Annotated in this window: 19 protein-coding genes; 9 read left to right on the forward strand and 10 right to left on the reverse strand. The window is 74.6% G+C overall.

Annotated elements, in window-relative coordinates; genetic code table 11:
* Positions 1-8: 8 nt before the first annotated feature.
* Both ACIQTO_RS28010 and ACIQTO_RS28015 read right to left on the reverse strand, forming a co-directional pair.
* Entirely contained in the window at positions 9-1,187 is a 1,179-nt protein-coding gene (locus tag ACIQTO_RS28010) for a saccharopine dehydrogenase family protein (RefSeq protein WP_402393471.1), read from the reverse strand.
* On the reverse strand, positions 1,184-2,239 hold the full coding sequence (locus tag ACIQTO_RS28015; protein WP_402393474.1) for an alpha/beta hydrolase family protein: 1,056 nt from the start codon (positions 2,237-2,239) through the stop codon (positions 1,184-1,186). The genes ACIQTO_RS28010 and ACIQTO_RS28015 overlap by 4 nt, the downstream gene beginning before the upstream one ends.
* 125 nt (positions 2,240-2,364) lie before the next feature.
* On the opposite strand from ACIQTO_RS28015, the gene ACIQTO_RS28020 reads away from it, so the two are divergent.
* Positions 2,365-3,255 (forward strand): PaaX family transcriptional regulator C-terminal domain-containing protein, encoded by an 891-nt coding sequence (locus ACIQTO_RS28020; RefSeq protein ID WP_402393476.1) that lies wholly within the window; start codon positions 2,365-2,367, stop codon positions 3,253-3,255.
* 313 nt (positions 3,256-3,568) lie between these two features.
* Here ACIQTO_RS28020 and ACIQTO_RS28025 read toward each other — a convergent pair whose 3' ends face one another.
* Positions 3,569-3,865, reverse strand: a complete 297-nt coding sequence (locus ACIQTO_RS28025) for a hypothetical protein (protein ID WP_402393479.1) — start codon at positions 3,863-3,865, stop codon at positions 3,569-3,571.
* Positions 3,866-4,043: 178 nt separating this feature from the next.
* On the opposite strand from ACIQTO_RS28025, the gene ACIQTO_RS28030 reads away from it, so the two are divergent.
* Positions 4,044-4,181, forward strand: coding sequence for a hypothetical protein (locus ACIQTO_RS28030; RefSeq protein ID WP_402393481.1), 138 nt, complete (start codon positions 4,044-4,046; stop codon positions 4,179-4,181).
* A 73-nt stretch (positions 4,182-4,254) separates the two neighbouring features.
* On the forward strand, positions 4,255-4,755 hold the full coding sequence (locus ACIQTO_RS28035) for a hypothetical protein (protein WP_402393484.1): 501 nt from the start codon (positions 4,255-4,257) through the stop codon (positions 4,753-4,755).
* A 126-nt stretch (positions 4,756-4,881) separates the two neighbouring features.
* Here the strand turns inward: ACIQTO_RS28035 and ACIQTO_RS28040 are convergent, their stop codons facing one another.
* On the reverse strand, positions 4,882-5,448 hold the full coding sequence (locus tag ACIQTO_RS28040) for an AAA family ATPase (protein WP_402393486.1): 567 nt from the start codon (positions 5,446-5,448) through the stop codon (positions 4,882-4,884).
* A gap of 268 nt (positions 5,449-5,716) precedes the next feature.
* Here ACIQTO_RS28040 and ACIQTO_RS28045 point away from each other — a divergent pair, with 268 nt between their 5' ends.
* Together ACIQTO_RS28045 and ACIQTO_RS28050 are read left to right on the forward strand one after the other, a co-directional pair.
* Entirely contained in the window at positions 5,717-6,784 is a 1,068-nt protein-coding gene (locus ACIQTO_RS28045) for a polyprenyl synthetase family protein (RefSeq protein ID WP_402393677.1), read from the forward strand.
* A 267-nt stretch (positions 6,785-7,051) separates the two neighbouring features.
* Positions 7,052-9,088 (forward strand): SpoIIE family protein phosphatase, encoded by a 2,037-nt coding sequence (locus tag ACIQTO_RS28050; protein ID WP_402393489.1) that lies wholly within the window; start codon positions 7,052-7,054, stop codon positions 9,086-9,088.
* Positions 9,089-9,143: 55 nt separating this feature from the next.
* Here the strand turns inward: ACIQTO_RS28050 and ACIQTO_RS28055 are convergent, their stop codons facing one another.
* The 4 genes from ACIQTO_RS28055 to ACIQTO_RS28070 form a co-directional block, all read right to left on the reverse strand.
* Positions 9,144-9,545, reverse strand: coding sequence for a winged helix-turn-helix domain-containing protein (locus ACIQTO_RS28055; RefSeq protein ID WP_402393491.1), 402 nt, complete (start codon positions 9,543-9,545; stop codon positions 9,144-9,146).
* Positions 9,542-10,204 (reverse strand): hypothetical protein, encoded by a 663-nt coding sequence (locus ACIQTO_RS28060; RefSeq protein ID WP_402393494.1) that lies wholly within the window; start codon positions 10,202-10,204, stop codon positions 9,542-9,544. Before ACIQTO_RS28060 ends, ACIQTO_RS28055 begins: the two co-directional genes overlap by 4 nt.
* 352 nt (positions 10,205-10,556) lie before the next feature.
* Positions 10,557-12,386 carry a protein kinase gene (locus tag ACIQTO_RS28065; RefSeq protein WP_402393497.1) on the reverse strand — a complete coding sequence of 610 codons (1,830 nt, stop codon included), beginning with the start codon at positions 12,384-12,386 and terminating at the stop codon, positions 10,557-10,559.
* Between the two features lie 85 nt (positions 12,387-12,471).
* A complete protein-coding gene (locus tag ACIQTO_RS28070; RefSeq protein ID WP_402393680.1) occupies positions 12,472-13,035 on the reverse strand; it encodes a TetR/AcrR family transcriptional regulator in 564 nt (187 codons plus the stop codon).
* A gap of 318 nt (positions 13,036-13,353) precedes the next feature.
* Between ACIQTO_RS28070 and ACIQTO_RS28075 the strand changes: the two genes are divergently transcribed.
* The 3 genes from ACIQTO_RS28075 (at position 13,354) to ACIQTO_RS28085 (ending at position 17,332) form a co-directional block, all read left to right on the forward strand.
* The gene (locus tag ACIQTO_RS28075) at positions 13,354-14,838 is read left to right on the forward strand and encodes an MFS transporter (protein ID WP_402393500.1); all 1,485 of its coding nucleotides are present in this window, start codon (positions 13,354-13,356) and stop codon (positions 14,836-14,838) included.
* A 747-nt stretch (positions 14,839-15,585) separates the two neighbouring features.
* The gene (locus tag ACIQTO_RS28080) at positions 15,586-16,029 is read left to right on the forward strand and encodes an RrF2 family transcriptional regulator (RefSeq protein ID WP_402393503.1); all 444 of its coding nucleotides are present in this window, start codon (positions 15,586-15,588) and stop codon (positions 16,027-16,029) included.
* 88 nt (positions 16,030-16,117) lie between these two features.
* Positions 16,118-17,332, forward strand: a complete 1,215-nt coding sequence (locus ACIQTO_RS28085; protein ID WP_402393505.1) for a globin domain-containing protein — start codon at positions 16,118-16,120, stop codon at positions 17,330-17,332.
* An 84-nt stretch (positions 17,333-17,416) separates the two neighbouring features.
* Here the strand turns inward: ACIQTO_RS28085 and ddaH are convergent, their stop codons facing one another.
* Positions 17,417-18,244, reverse strand: coding sequence for a dimethylargininase (gene ddaH, locus ACIQTO_RS28090; RefSeq protein ID WP_402393508.1), 828 nt, complete (start codon positions 18,242-18,244; stop codon positions 17,417-17,419).
* Positions 18,245-18,730: 486 nt separating this feature from the next.
* Between ddaH and ACIQTO_RS28095 the strand changes: the two genes are divergently transcribed.
* Positions 18,731-19,513, forward strand: a complete 783-nt coding sequence (locus tag ACIQTO_RS28095; RefSeq protein WP_402393510.1) for an SGNH/GDSL hydrolase family protein — start codon at positions 18,731-18,733, stop codon at positions 19,511-19,513.
* A 7-nt stretch (positions 19,514-19,520) separates the two neighbouring features.
* Here the strand turns inward: ACIQTO_RS28095 and ACIQTO_RS28100 are convergent, their stop codons facing one another.
* Entirely contained in the window at positions 19,521-19,967 is a 447-nt protein-coding gene (locus ACIQTO_RS28100) for a DUF2809 domain-containing protein (protein ID WP_402393513.1), read from the reverse strand.
* Positions 19,968-19,980: the final 13 nt, after the last annotated feature.

Genomic DNA, 19,980 nt, shown 5'->3' on the forward strand with positions numbered 1-19,980 from the left:
ACCCGGGATCAGCGCCCCGCCGGACCCTCCTCCACCGCCACCCCCGGCGAGTACGGCGCCAGGTCCCGGAAGAACCGGCGCGCGTCGATGACGGACTCCGGCGGGTGGACGCCCGGCCGGCGGGCGGTACCGTCCAGCAGCTGGGCCAGGCCGAGGGCGAGCGGGATTCCGGTGGCCCGGGCCATGTCGGCGAGCAGGCCCGGCGGGTCCTCGGCGGGGCGGGCCAGGACGGTGAGCGGCCGACCGTCGCGCAGGCCGGTGGCGGCGGCGAAGAACGGCGGCAGCGTGCCCGGCCCGCGGAACCGGACGGCGCGCGCACCGGCCGCCAGCGCGCGCCCGAGCGGCGGGTCGGCCAGCAGCGCGGCGGCCGTCTCGTTGACCAACCGCCCCCGGTCGAGGTCGCGCCGCAGGCCGTCCAGGAAGGCGACGGTGCCCCGGGTGACCACCATCAGGCAGGCCGCGTTCCCGCCGGGCGCGAGGCTGCGGCGCAGGGTGACCGGCTCGGGGTGGCCGACGGTGTACGCGGTGCCGCGGCGGCCGCCCGGCAGGGTCAGCGCGACCGGCCGCAGCGGTGGCCGGCGGACCGGCTCCCCGCGCTCGACGACGGCGACGGTGCCGCTGATCTGCTCCATCCAGTGGACGGCGGCGGCGCCCGGTGCGCCGTCCGGCCCGGTGATGCCCTCGCCGGTGTCGGGGACGTCGACCGGCCAGGCGGTGTACACGTCGCGCACGGTGTCGAGCCGCCCGGCGGCGAGCCCGGCGAGCAGGTTGGAGATGCCGGGGCTCGCGCCCATCCCCAGCACCGCCGTGACGCCGGACCGACGGGCGGCCCCGTCGAGTTCGAGCATCCGGAGCGTCGGCTCCCAGTCGTCGCAGAGGTCCAGATAGTGGGTGCCGGCGCGGATCGCGGCCGCCAGCACCGCCGGGCCGAACCGGTAGTAGGGGCCCACCAGGTTGAGCACGACATCGGCTGCCGCGAGCAGCTCGTCGAGCGGGGCCGCGTCCGTGATGTCGATCCGACGGGCCGTCAGCTTCGATCGAGAAGAGCCGAGTTCGGCCACCAGACGGCGCGCCGCGGCGAAGTCCAGGTCGGCGACGACGAGTTCGCCGACCCCGGGCAGGGCAGCGGCGGCCCGGACGGCGGCCGCGCCCATGGTCCCGGCGCCGCCGAGGGCGAGGACCCTCACCGCCGGCCCCCGACCGGCGCCACGGCCTCCACGAAGTGGCGCTGGTCGTCCAGGTAGCCGTCGGCGAAGACCGAGCGCGGTGCGGCCACCGCGACGAGCAGTCCGTACAGTGAGCCGTCCTCGACCTCCGGCCGGGCCAGCCCGTGGGTGGCCGACGGGTACGTGCGGACGGTCAACTGGCCTGGCCCGGTAAGGAGTCGGCGGTAGCCCGCCTCGGAGTCGGCGACGTCGACGTTGCGGTCCCGGCCGCCGAGCACCAGCAGGACCGGCACCTTGAGCGCGGCCAGGTCGGCGGTGGCGTCGGCGGTGTGGTTCTTGAGGACGAACCGCCAGCGCGCGGCCGTCAGGTCTCCCAGGTCGGCGCCGACGGCGGCCCGTGCCTGCTCGTACGTCGCCCCCTTGCGCAGCTGGTCGTTGACACGCTCCCGCCGGGCGAGTTCGGCGTCGATCCGGCTCTGCGGGGCGTGCTCGTCGGCGAGTTCGGCGAGCAGGTTGTAGCGGCCCTGCTGCGACCAGTTCACGGCCGGGGAGACGGCGATCACGAACCGGACGCCGAGCACCCGGTCGGCGACCTTGGGCAGCACCCAGCCGGCCTGGCTGGCGCCCCAGAGGCCGACCCGGTCGGGGTCGATGCCGGGTTGCGCCCTGGCCCAGGCGATGGCGGCGGAGGCCTCGGCGGCCCGGTCGTCCATGCTCTGGTCGAGCCAGTCGCCGGGAGCGCCGTCGACGCCGGGCTTGTTCCAGGACAGCGAGGCGTAGCCGGCCTTGGCGAGGGACTCCCAGATCGGGCGGTAGAAGGTGTCGTGGGTGGCGTCGACCGGCCCGTCGCCGTGGATGAAGACCACCACGCCGTAGGGTCCGTCGCCCCCCTCGGGCCGGGCCAGCACGCCGTCCAGCGGCTGCACCCCGCCGGTGATGGTGACCCGCTGCTCCCGCAGGTCGTAGCTGTTGCCGTAGAGCACCCAGCCGCCCGCCGCGCCGACCAGCAGGGCGACCGCGAGCAGGGAGCCGAGCAGCCACCTGAGCCGGATGCGGGGTGTCCGTCGCGCCATCGGGCATCCAATCTATCGAATCAAGAACTATCGTTTCACTTTCGATAGTTTCGAGCGTACTACAATCCCTGCTGGACGAGGACGGACCACCGGAAGGGACCGGGCACGATGACGGAGGAACCCCGATGACGGAGGAACCACGCGCCGAGGTCGCCACCCGGACCTTGGTGGAGGGCATGGTCCGGGCGGACGGCACGGTCGACGCGGGCGAGCTCTACGACGTGGCGGGCGCACTGGGGATGAGCGACCAGCAGGTCCGCCTCTGCATCAAGCGGATGGCCGCCGACGGGCTGCTCGTCCAGGAGGGCCGGGGCCGACGCGCCGTCCTGCGGGAGACCGCCGAGGCCCGGCGGGCCGCCGAGCCCGAGGTCGACTTCGTCCGCCACATGTACGCCCAGGACGCCGGGCTGGCCCCCTGGGACGGCACCTGGCACCTCGCCGCCTTCGCCGTGCCCGAAGCCGCCCGGCCGGCCCGGGACGCGCTGCGCGAAGCGCTGGTCCGGCTCGGCGGCGCGGCCGTGCAGGGCGGCGTCTACGCCTGCGCCAACGTCTGGGAGCCGTACGTCGAGGAGTCGGCCGACCGGCTCGGCGTGGCGGACTGCGTCACCCTGCTGACCAGCACCGACCTGCGGATCGGCGGCGAGGCGGACCCGCTCGCGCTGGCCCGCCGGCTCTGGCCGCTCGACGAGGTCGCCGACGGGTACCACCGGCTGGCGGCCGTCGCCCGCGACCGGCCGGCCCGGCTCACCACCGCCCCCGCGCCGAGCCGGACCGAGCGCCTCGCGGTCACCGTCGAGCTGGCCGCCGCGTTCACCCGCGCGACCACGCCCGACCCGCTGCTGCCGCCCGAACTACTGCCCCGGCCCTGGCCGGGCGCCGAGGCGCGGGCCCTGACCGCCGACTGCTGGCGGCTGCTGCTGCGGGCCGAGGAGGCCGACGAAGCCCCCGGGCCCCGGCTCTTCCACCGCTTCGACCAGGCGGTCCGCGAGATCACCGCCACCGAGAACGGGACATGACGCCGTCGGCCACCGCCGGCGACGGGAGTGGACGGACGGCGCCGGACACCTCGGGGCCGGCCGGCCGTCGACACGGACGCGACGTCAGCGCATCGACGAGGCGGGCGGCAGCCGGGTGGCGCGGCGTGCCGGCCGGCTCCTCGGCCTGCGCGCCGCACGCCTGCCCGAGCCGACACAGTGCCGACGCCTACCGGCCCGATGTCCTCGCCGCACAACGCCGCGAACGAGCCCGCGTCCGCGGCGGGACAGGCCTCCGTCGGGGCGACGGACCAGCCCTCGCCTCCTGATCGGTCCACCCCGCGAAGGTTCTCGCCTAGGGGCGTCGTGTCGCGACGACCGCCGAGCTGAAGGGGGTGGTGAGTACCTCGGCGCCGCACAGGGCGGGATGGGTGAGGTAGAAGAGCCGCAGCTCGTCCACCTCGCCGCCGTAGCGGGGCGGCCAGTGGGACGAGGGCGTGAAGTCATCCAGGATCCCGCCGGGCTTCGCAGCCGCGGCCAGGCTGAGCAGCCTGCCCACTCGAGGGATGCAGCTCTTCTTGAACCCGGCTTCGGCGGCGGCCCTCTCCGCGGCTGCCACACGCGGCGGAACCTCACGTTCGGCCGTGCCCATGACCCTCCCTCCTCGAACGGTGAAGGTGACGCTACCCGGCGGCGTCCGTCCGGCCTTCCGCTCGTCCGGCCCCGGCGAACGTCGGTCGGAGCACCAGGACATGGTCCGACCGTGGGATCTCGACCGTGAGGTGATCTCGGGTCGTGGCACGTGGAGATCTGTCGGACGAACCACGATCGTGCGGGCCCACCAGCACGCGGTCGGGTGCGGCGTCAACCGCCTCGAACACCGCCGCGCGGTGGCCACGAGACACGACGAGCTCTCGGTCCGCCACGAGGCGGCCGTTCCCGTCGCGGCCGTCAACGAGGGGCTGTGACCGGCAAGTCCCGCGACGGTAGGGTGACGAGCGTCTGTTGGGAGAGCACGGCGAATTCGGGGAGGAAGGCCGGTTGCCCAGGCTTCACGTCATCACCGGCGCGCCGGGAGCGGGAAAGTCCACGCTCCTGCGGCACCTGGGAGAGTACCCGTTCGGCAGCGCCGACTTCGACGAGCTGCCGGAGCTGGACGGCAGGCTGCTGGGTGTCGACATCATCTCTCCCTCGGCGGGTCCCGTCTGGCCCGCCTACAACAGACTCTGGGTAAAGATCGCGACCATGATGCTCCGGGCCGGCCGACCCGTGGTGATCCTCTGTCCCTTGACGCCGAGCGAATGGGCGGACGCGGCCGGAGACGTCGTGGACCCGCCACGCGTCAGCTGGGCACGCCTCGACTGCGGCGACGCGGACCGACGTGCCCGCCTTGCCGCCCGCGGGTGGGATCCGGACCGGATCGAGGACGCGATCAAGGACGCCGAAGAACTCCGGTGCCTGGTGAACCAGGAGTTCACCACCACCGGCCGGAGTCCTGCCGACGTCGCCGCGGCCGTGGCCGACTGGATCGACCGGCAGTAGGCGGCTTGCGCGGCTCCGGGAGGCGGGGCGGTCGCGGTGCGGGCACGGGTCCACCTGACCACGGAGTTCTCCACGCTCAGTGATCACGCAGGGCGGCCGTGCCCGCGCCTTCGCCTACGCCTACGCCTACGGGACGATCACGTGCCCTTCGCGGCTTGTCTCCCGGATTTCCTTCGCGAGCAGCGGGATGTCCACCGGACGGGTCGTGTCGACGTGATGCACCGGCCCGAGGCCCAGCGGTACGGCCGTCCGGCTCCACACCTCCCACCGCTCGTCGGAATCCGGCTGGTCATCGAGGTGCACGGGGTGCCTGCTCGCCGCCCGTTCGGCGAAACGGTGTCGCACGACCTCCAACGGCACGTCGCACCAGACCTCCTGGACCTCGTCCACACCTGCCCGGGCGAGTCCCGCCACCACGAACTGGCGCGCATGGCCCAGCCAGGGGCTCTCCAGCACAGCGCCGTCGGGCGCGTACGTCAGCAGCGTCCACAGCGTCTCCGCCGCGGCGCGGCCCAAGGCGTTGCTCCACTCGCGGGCGGTGGTGCCGACCGCGGGTTCCGCTCCGAGGGCGTCAGCCAGGGTCTCCTTGACCGAGTCCTTGCTGAACAGCGGCAGTCTCAACTCCCTTGCCAGAGCACGGGCGAGGGTGGTCTTCCCCGCGCCCGGAAGTCCGTTCACCAAGACGGTCACCATCCGGCGATGGTAGACCGACCGGCGGCCGCCGGTGGCGCTCGTGGCTCATCGGACCGGCGCGAGCCCGAGCGAGGTCTCCTTCGACGCGACGATGCGCCGCCGCAACGGTCGGGGGCGGAGGACCGTGAGGCCGAGATCCTCCTGGAGTGGCTCGGCCGGCGGATCGAACAGCCCACCCCGACGCCGCCCCGCCCCCGCCCCCCAACCCGACCCCGGCGGCGGGCGCGCCCGCGCGGATGCGAGGGTGGGCCCCGTGAACGAGACGATCATGGCCGCCGCCCGCGAACGAGCCGCCGGACACCGGCGCCGGTTCGACCTCCGCTTCGAGGCCTACTTCGCCGCCCTGCCGGAGCGCCTCGACACGCCGCCGCTCAGCCGCTTCACCCCGCGCTGCCTGGAGCTGCTGCGGGACCTCTCACTGCGCGGCGGCAAACGGCTGCGGGTCGCCCTGCTGTACGAGGCGGCCCGGCTGGTGACCACCGACCCGGCACCCGGCCTGGCGGAGGCCGCGCTGAGCATCGAACTGCTCCAGACGCACGGGCTCGTCCACGACGACATCATCGACGACGCGCCGGTACGCCGCGGCGGCCCGTCCACCTACTACGCCTACCGCCGCGAGTTCCCGCAGGCGGACCGCACCGCCCTGGGCCTGGCCGTCCTGGCCGGGGACCTCGCCGCCTTCCTCTCGATGCGGGTCCTGCTGGAGGCGGACGTCCCCGCCGAGCTGCGCCAGGCCATGCTGGAGGTGCAGCTGGACGCCGCCGCCGAGACGGTCACCGGCCAGATCGTCGACCTCGAACGCGACTTCCTGGCACTCCCGGACGAGGAGTTCCTGCACACCGTCTGCGAGTACAAGTCCACCCGGTACTCCGTGCTCGCCCCGCTGCGGCTGGGGCTGCTGGCCGCCGGCGAGGACGTGGCCGCGCACGACGCGCGCCTGCGCCGGTACGCGACCCTGGTCGGCATCGGCGGCCAGCTGCGCGACGACTACCTCGACCTGTTCGGCGACGAGGACACCACCGGCAAATCAACCGGCGCCGACCTCCGCGCGGGCCGCCGCAGCTACGCCGTGAGCGCCCTGCTCGCCGCCGCGAGCGAACCGCAGCGGGCCGAGGTCGAGTCCGTGCTCGGCGATCCGCACTGCTCCGCCGGGGCGGTCGGGCGCGTCCGCGAGCTGGCCCGGTCGCTGGGCGTGGACGGGAGGCTCCGCTCCGACATGCGTCGCTGCGCCGAGGCAGCCGGGGCCGAGGCCGCCGGCTGGCGCCCGCACTGGCGGGAGGAGGCGGTGGCCTTCTTCGCGGGCCTGCCGCTGTCGAACGTGCTGCCGGGCGGATGAGCGGCGCGCGGCGCGCCCGGCAGGCGACCCCGTCGCCGCAGGCTCCCCCGCCACCCCCTTCAAGCGCGACAATCGTGGCATAACGGTACAGAGGCACCGGCCAGAACGTATCGTGCCAAGGACGGCCGCGGGCGATCGCCGACCGGTGGGACGGCCGCACCGTCCACCGGCGGGAAGGCCCCGAGGCACCCGGCCCCGAGGCACCCGGCCCCGAGGCACCCGGGGCGCCGCCGCAGGACACAACACCGGACAAGGGGGCACCACGGGGTGGTCGAGCCGCAGCTGACACCCGAGGTCTTCGACCGGGCGATCGTGGCGATCGCCCTGACCGCGGGCCGGGAACACCGCCTGGTCTACCTCAACGACGCCTTCCGCGAGCTGTTCGGCCCGCGCTCGATCGGCGTTCCCGTCCGGGAGCTGTTCACCGAGCACGGCGTGGAGCGGTTCTTCGAGACGCTCGACCTCGTCCTGGCCGACGGCACCGCCCGCCAGGTGACCACACCCCGCACGGTGGAACGGCCCGGGGACGACAGCGACGACCACCGGCACTTCGTCTACAGCTGCTCGCCCATCTCCTCCCGCTTCGGCCCCGGCATCCTGATCGCCGCGATCGACACCACCACCGAGGTGCACGCCGCCCAGCAGGCCGAACAGCTCTCCACCGACCGCCTGCGCACCCTGGAGCGGTACGAGGCGCTGATCTCCGCCGTCTCCCAGCTGGTCTGGATCGTCCGCGCGGACGGCTCCATGGCCGAACTCGTGCCCGGCTGGCAGCGGCTCACCGGGCAGCCCTGGCTGGAGACCATGGACGCCGCCTGGTTCGAGCTCATCCACCCCCGGGACCGCACCGGGCTGGCCGAGCAGTGGACGAAGGCGGCGGCCGGCGAGCCGTCCATGTTCGAGCACACCTTCCGGGTGAGCACCGCCACCGGGGAGTACCGGCACGTCGCCGCACGCGCGGTGCCGATCGTCCGCGAGGGCCGGCCGGTGGAGTGGGTCGGGGCCACCTCCGACATCGAGGACCGCTGGCGCAACCGGCTGCGCGAACGACTGCTCGCCGGGGCCCTCGCGGTGACCGAGACCGCCCGCCCCGACGACGCCTTCGCCGCCGTCGCGGACCTCGTCGTCCCGGAGCTCACCGACGCCTGCACGGTGTTCCTGCTCTCCACGCGCGAGCACACCACCCGGCCCGACGAGGTCCTCGGCACCCGGATCGCCTCCGCCGCCCGGCCGGGACTGCCGCCGCTGCCCGCGCTGCGCCAGCAGAGCTACCGGCTCGGCCCCGCCGCCCTGCGGGTGGTCGCCCGCCAGGCCCCGGCCCTGCTCACCTTCCCGGTCGGCGGCGTCCCGCCCGGTGTCGTCCCCCGCGAGTCCGCCCACTGGCTCACCCGGGCCCGCGCCACCAGCCTCACCCTGCTGCCCATCGTCATCGACGGCATCACCGTCGCCCTCGCCGCGGCGGCCAGCTGCGAGGACACCCCGCCACCCGGCCGGCCCGACATCGACCTGCTCCAGGAGGTCCTCCAGCGCGCCCAGGCGGCGCTGCGCCAGACCCTCGAACTGCAGCGCACCCGGCAGGTGGCGCTCGTCCTCCAGCGGGCCCTGCTCACCGCCCCGCCGATCGTGCCGGGCGCCGAGCTCGCCGCGCGCTACCAGCCCGGCAACCGGGCCGCCGAGGTCGGCGGCGACTGGTACGACGCGTTCCTCCTGCCCGACGGCTCACTCGCGCTGACCATCGGCGACGTGGCGGGGCACGACCTCACCGCCGCCACCACCATGGGGCAGCTGCGCAGCATGCTGCGGTCCGTCGCCTACAACCGCACCCACCTGCACACCCCCGCCGACACGCTCACCGCGCTCGACACGGCCGCCGACGGCCTCGGCGTGGCCACCTTCGCCACCGCCGTCCACCTGAACCTGACCCGCGACGGCAACGGCTGGCTGGCGGCCTGGTCCAACGCCGGGCACCCGCCGCCGCTGCTGGTACCCGCCTCGGGCGAGCCCCGGTTCCTGAGCACCGAGGAGAGCGACAGCGACGTGCCGCTCTGCGTCGCCCCCGCCGAGCAGCGGCACACCCACTGGACGGACATCGCGCCCGGGGACACCCTGCTGCTCTACACCGACGGGCTGGTCGAGGTCCCCGGGGAGAACCTGGCCGTCGGACTGGAGCGGCTGGCGCTGGCGGCGGGCGAGGCCGGTCACCGGCCGCTGGACGAGTTCTGCGACCACGTGCTCTCCCAGGTCGCCGACACCCGCGACGACATCGCCCTGCTGGCCTTCCGCACGCTGCCCACGCCCGGCTGAGCCCCGCTGCGCACGTTCCGGCCCCGGGGCGGCCGCTTCGGGAGCCGGTGATCGGTCAGCCCGGTGCGGGAGCGGCCGCGGTACCCGGGCCGGACTCCCCGTCGCCGCCTTCGTGCTCCCCGGGGCCGGCGAGCCCTCCGGGTCCTTCGAGCTGGTGGATCAGGGCCTTGAGCGTCGCGATCTCGTCGTGCAGGGCCTTCTTGCCCGCCTTGGTGAGCTGGATCCAGGTGCGGGCCCGCTTCCCCTCGTAGCCCTTGTCGATCGTGACCAGACCGGCCTTCTCCAAGACCCCGAGGTGCTGGGAGAGATTGCCGGCGGTGAGACCGAGCGTGCCGCGGAGGAACGTGAACTCCACCCGGCGCGCTTCCTTGACCACCGCGAGGATGCCCAGGCGGACGCGCTGGTGCACAACGTCGTCGAGGCTGTTGGTGGGGTGCTCGGTGGGGTGTTCGGTCATGCCGCCGACCGCCCCTGGAGGCGTTGCAGCAGGGCCAGGCCGACACCGCCGAGCAGCAGCACGCCTCCGCCGAGCAGGAGGTTCGGGAGGAACCCCCACGGCGACGGGTCGGGCCGGCTGCCGGAGGCGACCACGACGGCCAGGTACCCGCAGGTGACGGCGAGGAGCGGCCGGCTGCGCTCGATCCGGGCGAGCAGCAGCAGGGCCAGGCCGATCGTGCCGGCCGGGCTCACCACCGTGTCGAGGAGCAGGACGACGGGCGCCGGCCCGTGGATGCCGGAGAGGACGTCCGAGTGCGTGGCTGCCCACGCGACGTAGAAGGTGATGAGCACGACCAGCACGATACCCAGCGCCACGTACGGTCCGACCCGGGTCCCCAGGCCGAGCCGGCTGGAACGGCGCAGGTAGAACCAGCCGATCGCGGCGTAGGCGAGCAGCAGCGCCACCGGCCAGTACCACATCGCCGGCGGCAGGTCGCCGCGGCTGTGGTCGCCCTGGCCGTAGCGGACCACCGGCGCCGCGCCGAACCGCACGGCGGCGAAGACGAGGAGCGGGAACCAGGCACCGCGCTGCTCACGGCGGACCTGGTGGACCAGGGCCCGCTTCATGGCCAGCAGCGTGCGGGGGTCGCCCGGGGACGGGACAGGGTGGGTCGTCATGAGAAACAGGTTTGCATGACAAACCAGTTGTGTCCAGAGACCCATTGGCGATGCGTACTGCGGTGTGTTCGGCGACGCACCCATCGCGGACGAGCGAGCCCGCGCAGACGGCGGGCCGGCCCCGGCGGACCGGCGGGGGGCGGCTGCCAGCGGAGCGCGGTTGGCCCAAGGGCGCGGTTGGCCGGCGGGCGCGGTTGACTCGGGGGCGCCGGGTCCGGCGCGGACCGTGGGGCATGCGGCCGACCCGGGCGGACGTCTCTCCTCCTGACGTTCGACCGGTGGCTCCGGACCGGGTCCACGGCACACCGAGCCGGCCGCGACGGGGCACCCGCGCGGCCGGCTCAGGTCCGCCTCAGCCGCCCCGGGGGAACGACCGCTTCACCTTGCCCTTGGTGTCGGCGGCGAGGTAGCCACCGCCGTACGGGCCGGAGAGGTAGACGCGGATGCTGGGCGTACCGTCGACGCTGTCCGGGCCGATGATCAGGTAACGACTGGTCGGATTGGGGACGTTCAGCGTGTCCTGGGCCTTCTGGAGCAGCGCCGGGATGATCTCCCAGTCGAAGCTCCGCAGGTCGACCGTCTTGTCCCGGGAGGTCATCGTGCCCCCCGGGGAGCGGGTGACCTTGCCGTCGCGGTAGCTGAGCCGGTCGTACACCGTGGCGTCGGCGGTCGTCGGCCCCGTGGCACTCGCGTAGGTGGGGTAGACGGTGAGGTCGGTGATCTTGGAGTCGGCCAGGTACGGGCGGACGGCGTCGACCGTGGTGCGGACACCGGCCGGGGTGAGGAAGTCCGGCGGAACGGCGGACGGGGGCGCGGACTTGGCCGTACCCGGCGAGGAGGCGGCGGGCCCGGGCGTGGCGGCGGTCGAGGCGGCGGGGTCCGCGGCCCCGGTCGTCCCCGTGCCGGTCACCCCCGTACTGGACGCCGCCGGGGGCGGGGCGGCTCCGGAGCCGCCGTCGGCGCCGGAGCCGGGCCGCAGGTTCCAGGCGAGCACGCCGGTCAGCGTGACGGCGGCGACCGAGAACAGCACCGCCCGCACCCGCCTGCCGCGCGGCGCGGGCACCACCCGGCCGGGCGGGGTCGCGTCGGTCGGGTACCCAGGGTGCCCCGGGTGGGCCGGACCGGTGGCGCCCGGGTGGGCCACCGCGTCGACCGGGCCGCCGCCGTGGCCCTGACCGTAGCCGTACGCCGGACCGGTGGCGGCGCCGGTGCCGGGCGACAGTCCGAACGTCGCCCGGTCGGCGCCCGGCCACGGAGCCGGCGCGGGCCGCGGCGTGTCGAGCCCCGTCGGCGACCAGGCCACCGCGCCGACGGCCGGACCGTGCGCCGGACCGGGAGCGGCCCCGGCCTCGGCGGCCGCGAGCGCGCGGTCGAGCTGCTCCGCGTCCGGTCGGAGCGCCGGGTCCCGGGCGAGCAGGGCGGCGAGCAGCGGGCCGAGCTGCCCCGACCGCACCGGCGGCGGCAGCGGCTCGTCGAGCACGGCCGCGAGGGTGGCGAGAGTGGTGGCCCGGCGCAGCGGGTGGTGCCCCTCGACCGCGACGTACAGCATCATGCCGAGCGACCACAGGTCGGAGGACGGATCGCCCTCGGACCCGCGGATCCGCTCCGGGGCGATGTACTCGGGCGACCCGATCAGGGCTCCGGTACTGGTGAGGGCGGTGGCGTCCCGCATGGCGGCGATGCCGAAGTCGGTGAGGACGGGAGTGCCGTCCGGCCGCAGCAGGACGTTCCCGGGCTTGACGTCGCGGTGCTGGATGCCGGCGGCGTGGGCGGCGCGCAGCGCCGAGAGCACCCCGCGGCCGATCCCGGCGGCCTCCGGCACGGTGAGCGGGCCCCGGGCCAGCCGGTCGGCGAGGCTGCCGCCGGTGACCAGCTCCATGACGAGCCAGGGGTGCGGATGGTCGGCGGTGTCGACGATGTGATGGATGATCACCACATGGGGGTGCTGGAGCCGCGCCAGGGCACGCGCCTCGCGGAGCACCCGCTCGCGCAGCTCCCGCGCGCCCTCCGGGTCGGCGGCCGCCATCGCCGGATCGGGCGGACGGACCTCCTTCAGCGCCACCTCGCGGTGGAGCGCGTTGTCCCGGGCGCGCCAGACCAGGCCCATGCCTCCACCGCCGAGCCGTTGCAGCAGTTCGAAGCGGCCGTCGATGAGCCGTGCATCCGACCCCTCAGCGTTCATGGCCGTCATGGTAGGAGACGCCGCCGACACCCCTGCGGCCGGGCCCGCGGGCGCCGGACCCGGAGCCGGTGGCGGGGGTGGCCGGTCAGACCCCGGTCCGCACCCCGTCCAGGGCGATGCCCAGGACCCGGTCGCGCTGCCCCTCGTCGGGGAAGGCGACCGAGCTGACGCCGGAGACGAGGCGCAGCAGGTCGTCGATGGAGATGTCCGCCCGCACCACCTCGGCGTCCTGCGCGCGCTTGAGCAGCGGGGCACCGGCCTCGAACATCGACTGCCGGCAGGCCAGGAAGATGTCCGACTCCTCCCCCTCCAGGGCCTCACGGATCGCCCGCTTGGTCAGGGTGTAGGCGGCGAACCGGCGCAGCCAGCCGGTCAGCGCCTCCCAGGGCGCGTCCTCCGACAACTCCCCGGCCACCAGACTCAGTTCGTTGACCTCGTTGGCGTAGACCGTCTCGAAGAGGTGCCTGCGGGTGGGGAAGTTGCGATAGAGGGTGCCGATGCCGACGCCGGCCCGGCGGGCGATGTCCTCCAGCGAGGCCTCGGCACCGTGCTCGGCGAAGGCTTCGCGGGCGGCGACCAGCAGCGCGTCGAAGTTGCGCGCGGCATCGGCGCGGCGCGGGCGCTGGGCCGCGATGAACTCGCCGACCATGACCTGTTCCGTCACTGGGGATCTCTTTTCGGACACCGGGTTGAAGCGGAGGCATGCCTCCGATAATCTGGAGGCATGCCTCAACTTTAGCAGTGGGGCCCCGACCCCGCCCCTGCCACAGGTCCGGCAGGGCTGCCATCAGCACCTCCGTCGCCCCCCCCACCGGACCCGAGCGCCGCCCGCCGGCCCGCTCCACCTCCGCGCGCACCCGTTCGCACCTGCTCGCCCGTGCTCCACTCCCGTACGCCCGTACTCCCGTACCGCACGCATCCCGTGGGCACGCACTTCCTTCGTGCCCCCATGCCCCGAGAAGGTCCGATGAGCCGCCCGTCCAATCGCCTCACCTTCGGCGTCCTCGCGACCGGTGCGGGCGTGTTCGCCCTGCTCCAGTCGCTGATCACGCCCGCCCTGCCGACCGTCCAGCACGCGATGCACACCTCCCAGGCCACCGTCACCTGGGTGATGACCGCCTATCTGCTCTCCGCCTCGATCTTCACGCCGATCCTCGGGCGGGTGGGCGACCTGGTCGGCAAGAAGCGCACCCTGGTCGCGGCGCTCGGCGCCCTCCTGGTGGGCTGCCTGATCGCCGCCCTGGCCCCCAACATCACCGTCCTGATCATCGCCCGGGTCATCCAGGGCATCGCCGGCGCGCTCTTCCCGCTCTCCTTCGGGATCATCCGCGACGAGTTCCCCGCCGCGCGGGTGGCCACCGGGATCAGCAACCTGTCCGCCGTCATCGCGGTGGGCAGCGGCCTCGGCATGGTCCTGGCCGGGCCGATCGTCGGCGCGCTGGACTACCGCTGGCTGTTCTGGTTCCCGGTGATCATCGTCGCCATCACCGCCGTGATCGCGCACCGCTACATCCCGGAGTCGCCCGAGCGCCCCGCGGGCGCCGACGGCTCGGGCCGGGTGAACTGGCTCGGCGCCGTCCTGCTCTCCGGCTGGCTGGTGGCGCTGCTGCTCCCCATCAGCCAGGCCTCGAAGTGGGGTTGGGACTCGGCCGGGGTACTCGGCCTGCTGCTCGCGGCCGTCGTCCTGTTCGCCCTCTGGGCCCTGGTCGAGGCCCGCTCGCGCAACCCGCTGATCGACCTGCGCATCATGCGCCTCCCGGCGGTCTGGACGACCAACACCGCCGCCCTGCTGTTCGGCGGCGGCATGTACGCGGTCTGGGCGTTCCTCCCCGGCTTCGCGCAGACGCCCTCCTCGGCCGGCTACGGCTTCGGGGCGAGCATCACCGGCGCGGGACTGCTGATGCTGCCCATGCTGGTCACCATGTTCGTGGCCGGCATCCTCGGCGGCCGGCTGGCCGGCCGGTTCCCCGCCAAGGCCCAGCTCATCACCGGCGCCGCCCTCGGCTCGGTGTCCTGCGCGATGCTCGCGGCCTGGCACGACCGGCCGTGGCAGGTCGCCCTGGCGGCGGGTGTCTTCGGGCTCGGCATCGGCCTCGCCTTCGCCTCGATGAGCAACCTCATCGTCCAGAGCGTGCCCGCGGCGCAGACCGGCGCGGCCACCGGCATGAACGCCAACATCCGCACCATCGGCGGCTCGATCGGCGCCGCGCTGATGACCAGCCTGGTCACCGGCCACCTCCAGCCCTCCGGCCTGCCCTACGCCGCGGGCTACACCGACGGGTTCACGCTGCTCGCCGTCTTCTGCCTGGCGGCCGCCTTCGCCGCCCTGCTCGTCCCGGCCCGGCGGCCCGCCCCCGTCGTGGTCGGCGGTTCGGCGACCGCCGCCGACGCGGTCACGGTCACGCCTCCGGCCGCCGGGGCGGCGGCGCAGCCCGAGACCGCCCGGAGCTGAGCCACGGCGTCGCCCCCGGGACCGACCCGGGGGCGACGCCGTGCGCCCGGGGTGCACCACCCACCGCCGACGCCCGGCGCCGGCCACCGCACCAGTCCGGCCGATCCAGCCCGACGTGCACCACCCACCGCCGACGCCCGGCGCCGGTTCAGCCGATCAACGCCGTGAAGGTGGCCTCCGGTCCGGCCACGGCCGCCGCCGGCAGGGCGACCGACCGGAGGGCGTCGACGACGGTGCCGACCCGGCGCCGGAGCACGCCCTCGCGGGGCTGGTCCCGCGCCGTCTCCTCCAGGATCCCGGGCGGGCCGCTCTGGAAGGCGCCCCCGAACGACCCGCCTCCGTACGACGCTCCGGCAGCGGTCGGCGGTCCGGCGCACAGGCCCCGAACGTCCCGTCCTCGGCGGGCGGCCGCAGTGGCCGCGGCGGAACCGGCGGCGGTGCCGGCAGTAGCGGTGGCGGCTGGGCTTCACCGTCCATGACGCCCCCGGTCGTCGACGAATGGGCCTGCCAACAGGCGCGCCCAGTAGAGCAGTTGCCGGACAGCTCGGACGGTCCCGGCGCCCCGCCCGCGGGCAACGGTTCGACCCCGGACCGGCCGCGCCGCGGGCCACCGAGCGCCCCGCCGACCCGTGCCCCCGCCGACCCGGCCCCTGCCCCGCGGCCCCCGCCCGGACCGGGGCGTGCCGGGGCGTGCAGGGGCGTGCAGGAAATTGGATTCCAGGATTCGCATTCGCTAGCCTTTCGAACGTGAGGCTGACCAAGAGCACCGACATCGCCCTCCGCGTCGCCATGCGGTTGGCGGTCCTCGACGAGGACGCGAACCCGACCACCCGTGAGGTGGCCGAGTCCGTGGGCGTGCCGTACACGCACGCCGCCAAGGTCGTCAGCCGGCTGCAGCACCTCGGCGTGGTCGAGGCGCGACGCGGGCGGGGCGGGGGCCTGGCGCTCACCTTCGCGGGCCGGACCGGCTCGGTCGGATTGCTGCTGCGCGAGCTGGAGGGCGTCGGTGACGTGGTCGGCTGCGAGGACGAACCGCCCTGCCCGCTGCGGGCCGCCTGCCGGCTGCGCGGGGCGCTGCGGACCGCGCAGGAGGCGTTCTTCGCCTCGCTCGATCCGCTCTCGATCGACGACCTGGTCGCCCCGCCCACCGGACCGGTCCTACTGAGCCTCACCGGCAGACCCACCGGCTGACCCCACCCGACCCCACACCCCGCCCGCCGTCCCGCGCCTCCGCACGGCCTTTAATACGCATCTCAGATACCAGTTTGGAGCGAGCCCCATGCTGTCCGCCAAGTCCGCCGAGATCGTCGAAGCCACCCTGCCCGTCGTGGGCGGCGCGATCGGCGAGATCACGCCGCTCTTCTACGACACGCTGTTCGCCGACCACCCGGAGCTGCTGCGCGACCTGTTCAACCGGGGCAACCAGGCCAACGGCACCCAGCGTCAGGCGCTGGCCGGCTCGATAGCCGTGTTCGCCTCCGCGCTGATCGCCCACCCCGACCAGCGGCCGGACGCCATGCTCACCCGGATCGCGCACAAGCACGTCTCGGTCGGCATCCGTGACGACCAGTACCGGATCGTCCACAAGTACCTGTTCGCCGCGATCGTCGAGGTGCTCGGCGAGGCCGTCACGCCGGAGGTCGCCGCCGCCTGGGACGAGGTGTACTGGCTGATGGCGAACGCGCTGATCGCCATCGAGGACCGGCTGCGGACCGGGACCGCCGCCGCGCAGTCGGGCGACCCGGAGGACCTCTGGCGCCGCTTCACCGTGGTCGCCCGCCACCAGGAGACCGACGAGGTGACCAGCTACCTGGTCCGCCCCGCCGACGGCGGCCCGGTCCCGCCCGCCCGGCCCGGCCAGTACGTCTCGGTGCGCGCGACGATGGCGGACGGCGCCCGGCAGATCCGCCAGTACAGCCTCTCCGGACGTGCCGACGGCACACTGCGCTTCAGCGTCAAGCGGGCCGGCTCCGGGGGCGACGGGGCGACGGCCGGAGAGGTCTCCGGCCACCTGCACGACCACCTGCGCACCGGCGACGTCGTCGAACTCGCCCCGCCGCTCGGCGACCTCACCCTCGCCGACGGCACCGGCCCCGTGCTGCTCGCCTCCGCCGGCATCGGCAACACCCCGATGACGGCCATGCTGGACCACCTCGCCGCCACCGGCTCCCCCCGGACGGTGATCTCCGTCCACGGCGACCGCGACCAGCTCTCGCACGCCTTCCGCGCCGACCTCGGCCGGCTCACCGCCGAACTGCCGAACGCCGTCGCCCACGTCTTCTACGAGCGTCCGCTCGGCGACTGGCCGCAGGAGCGGACCGGCCTGGTCGACCTCGCCACGGTGCCGGTCCCGGCCGGCACCGTCGCGTACCTGTGCGGCCCGCTGCCCTTCCTGCGTTCGGTGCGGGCACAGCTGCTCGCGGCGGGCGTGCCGGCCGCGGACATCCACTACGAGGTGTTCGGCCCCGACCTCTGGCTGGGCCAGGACGCCTGAGCCACCGGCCACGCCGCCGCGCCGCGCACCCGCCCGGCGCGGCGGCGTCCCGGCCCGGACCCGGACGCCGGGACGCCACGCCGCTCAGGCCGGCCGCAGCTCCAGCGTGCAGCACTTGGCGCCGCCCCCGCCCTTGAGCAGCTCGGAGACGTCCACCGGCACCGGCTCGTAGCCGTGCTCGACCAGCCGGCCGGCCAGCGCCTTGGCGGCCTCCGGCAGCAGGACCCGCCGCCCGTCCGAGACCGCGTTGAGGCCGAACACCTCGGCGTCCGCGCGGTCGGCCAGGATCGCGTCGGGGTAGAGGCTGCGCAGCAGCGCCTGGCTGTCCGGCGAGAAGGCCGCGGGGTAGTACATGACGTGGTCGTCGTCGAGGACGGCCAACGCGGTGTCCAGGTGGTAGAAGCGCGGGTCGACCAGCGTCAGGCTGAGCACCTGGACGCCGAACAGGGCCCGGGCCTCGGCGTGCGCCGCCGGGTCGGTGCGGAACCCCGTGCCGGCCAGCACCCGCCGGCCGGCCACCAGGTGGTCGCCCTCCCCCTCGTTGACGTGCCCGGCCCGGTGGACCTCCCGATAGCCGGCGGCCCGGAACCACGCCTGGTGGGCATCGGACTCGCCGGCCCGCTCGGGGTGCCGGAAGGTGGCGACCAGCGCCCGGCCGGCCAGGACGGTGGCACCGTTGGCGGTGTAGACCATGTCGGGCAGACCGGGCAGCGGTTCGATCAGCTCGACGGTGTGGCCGAGCCGCCGGTACGTCGTACACAGCCGCTCCCACTGGCGGACGGCGAGATCGGTGTCGGTCGGCCGTGCGGGGTCCATCCAGGGGTTGATGGCGTAGTCGACGGTGAAGTACGTCGGCCGGCACATCAGGTAGCGCCGCGGCCTCGCGGTGCGCTCCGGGATTCGGTTCGGCATGCGGCTACCTCCGCCGTCCGGGAAGTCAGGGTCGGGAGTGCTGGGGTACCGGAAGTGCTGGGGTATCGGGAGTGCTCGGCCCACCGGGGTGCTCGGCGTACCGGGCACTCGGCTGCCGGATGTGCCCGGTCCCGGGTGCCAGGCAGCGGGGTGCGCCCGAGTACCCCCGGTGCGCGCGCAGCCCAGAGGGCGGCTGCCCGCGCCGCGCCGTTCGCACACCTGCGCGGATGCCCCCGCCGGGTGCAACCCCCCGCGCACCCGGCGCGCGCACCGGCGCACGGGGGCACCGCATTCGGAGCCGAAGTCAGCTGATCCGGAGCGTACTTGAGCGCCTGTCAGAAGCCTCCGGCCGGGCGAAGCCCCTGCGATCGACCCCGCGCCCCGTTATTCCCGGCGCCCGCCGAAATCGCACGTGGTCCATCTCACGTACCCGCACGGGCCACCTACGGTGGCGTAGGTCACTTGAGACAGTGAACTATCTCCTTCATGCCGAACCTCCAGGAGACCCTTGACCTCAGTTCGTACGCGGCCATCGGGGACAGCTTCACCGAAGGGCTGAACGACCCCGGCGTCGGAGGCGCCTTCGCCGGCTGGGCCGACCGCCTCGCCGGACTGCTCGCCGACGGATGCCCGCCGGGCGCGTTCCGTTACGCCAATCTCGCGGTGCGCGGCCGGCTGCTCGACCAGATCACGGCCGAGCAGGTGCCCGAGGTCCGGCGCATCCAGCCGGACCTGGTCACCTTCTGCGCCGGTGGCAACGACATCCTGCGCCCGGGCAGCGACCCGGACGAGGTGGCCGAGCGCTTCGAGCGTGCCATCGTCCAACTCACCGAATCCGCCGGGACGGTGCTCATCTGCACCGGCTTCGACACCCGGGGCGTACCGCTGCTGAAGCACCTTCGCGGCAAGATCGCCACGTACAACGGCCACATGCGGGCCGTCGCCGACCGCAACGGCTGCAAGGTCGCCGACCTCTGGTCGCTGCGCGCGGTGCAGGACCGCCGGGCGTGGAGCGAGGACCGCCTGCACCTCTCGGCCGAGGGGCACCAGCGGGTCGCCCTGCTGGCCGCCCGCTCGCTGGGCCTGCGCACCGAGCAGGACCCGGAGGCGCCGTGGCCGGCCCTGCCGGTCCAGACCGCCGCCGACCAGCGCCGGGAGAACCTGCAGTGGGCGCGCGAGTTCCTGCTGCCGTGGGTCGGCCGCCGGCTGCGCGGCGAGTCCTCGGGCGACCACGTCGAGGCGAAGCGGCCGGAGCTGCTCCCACTCTGACGCATCGTCAGATCCGGCCGGGCGCACTCCCCGTCGACCCGACGGCGGACCGCACCCGGCCGGACCGGGCCAGCCGCAGCGCCCCCGTGTGCAGCAGGGCGGCGGCCCCGGCGCCGACGAGGTACCAGCCGAGGTCGGGCGCATTGAAGGTGGAGCCGAGCACCAACCGCGCCACCGCACCGCGCCGGCCGAGGTCCTCGGGGACGCCGGTGAGCTGGAACAGCTCGACCGCCCAGCTCAGCCCGGCCGCCACCACCGCGGCGGCCACCGGGCGCAGCCGCGGCGCGACGAGCAGCACCAGGGCGTACAGCAGCACCGTGTAGGCCGCGTCGCCCGCGTACTTGGCGACGTCACCACCCGCCACCGCCCGCACGCCGAGCCCGGCCCCCACCGTCAGCACCGCCGCCACCCCGGCGGCCACCCGCGCGCCGCCACTCCCCCGAAGACCGTCCACACCGGCCAGCTTA

The sequence above is a fragment of the Kitasatospora sp. NPDC091207 genome (assembly GCF_044768625.1).
Lineage (GTDB): Bacteria > Actinomycetota > Actinomycetes > Streptomycetales > Streptomycetaceae > Kitasatospora.

What these genes read in the sequence shown, in the direction of transcription:
- ACIQTO_RS28015 (WP_402393474.1), bottom strand. Translation starts at nt 2,239, where the DNA reads ATGGCGCGACGGACACCCCGCATCCGGCTCAGGTGGCTGCTCGGCTCC.
- ACIQTO_RS28020 (WP_402393476.1), top strand. Translation starts at nt 2,365, where the DNA reads ATGACGGAGGAACCACGCGCCGAGGTCGCCACCCGGACCTTGGTGGAG.
- ACIQTO_RS28025 (WP_402393479.1), bottom strand. Translation starts at nt 3,865, where the DNA reads ATGGGCACGGCCGAACGTGAGGTTCCGCCGCGTGTGGCAGCCGCGGAG.
- ACIQTO_RS28040 (WP_402393486.1), bottom strand. Translation starts at nt 5,448, where the DNA reads ATGGTGACCGTCTTGGTGAACGGACTTCCGGGCGCGGGGAAGACCACC.
- ACIQTO_RS28045 (WP_402393677.1), top strand. Translation starts at nt 5,717, where the DNA reads ATGGCCGCCGCCCGCGAACGAGCCGCCGGACACCGGCGCCGGTTCGAC.
- ACIQTO_RS28055 (WP_402393491.1), bottom strand. Translation starts at nt 9,545, where the DNA reads ATGACCGAACACCCCACCGAGCACCCCACCAACAGCCTCGACGACGTT.
- ACIQTO_RS28060 (WP_402393494.1), bottom strand. Translation starts at nt 10,204, where the DNA reads ATGACGACCCACCCTGTCCCGTCCCCGGGCGACCCCCGCACGCTGCTG.
- ACIQTO_RS28065 (WP_402393497.1), bottom strand. Translation starts at nt 12,386, where the DNA reads ATGAACGCTGAGGGGTCGGATGCACGGCTCATCGACGGCCGCTTCGAA.
- ACIQTO_RS28070 (WP_402393680.1), bottom strand. Translation starts at nt 13,035, where the DNA reads ATGGTCGGCGAGTTCATCGCGGCCCAGCGCCCGCGCCGCGCCGATGCC.
- ACIQTO_RS28075 (WP_402393500.1), top strand. Translation starts at nt 13,354, where the DNA reads ATGAGCCGCCCGTCCAATCGCCTCACCTTCGGCGTCCTCGCGACCGGT.
- ACIQTO_RS28085 (WP_402393505.1), top strand. Translation starts at nt 16,118, where the DNA reads ATGCTGTCCGCCAAGTCCGCCGAGATCGTCGAAGCCACCCTGCCCGTC.
- ddaH (WP_402393508.1), bottom strand. Translation starts at nt 18,244, where the DNA reads ATGCCGAACCGAATCCCGGAGCGCACCGCGAGGCCGCGGCGCTACCTG.
- ACIQTO_RS28095 (WP_402393510.1), top strand. Translation starts at nt 18,731, where the DNA reads ATGCCGAACCTCCAGGAGACCCTTGACCTCAGTTCGTACGCGGCCATC.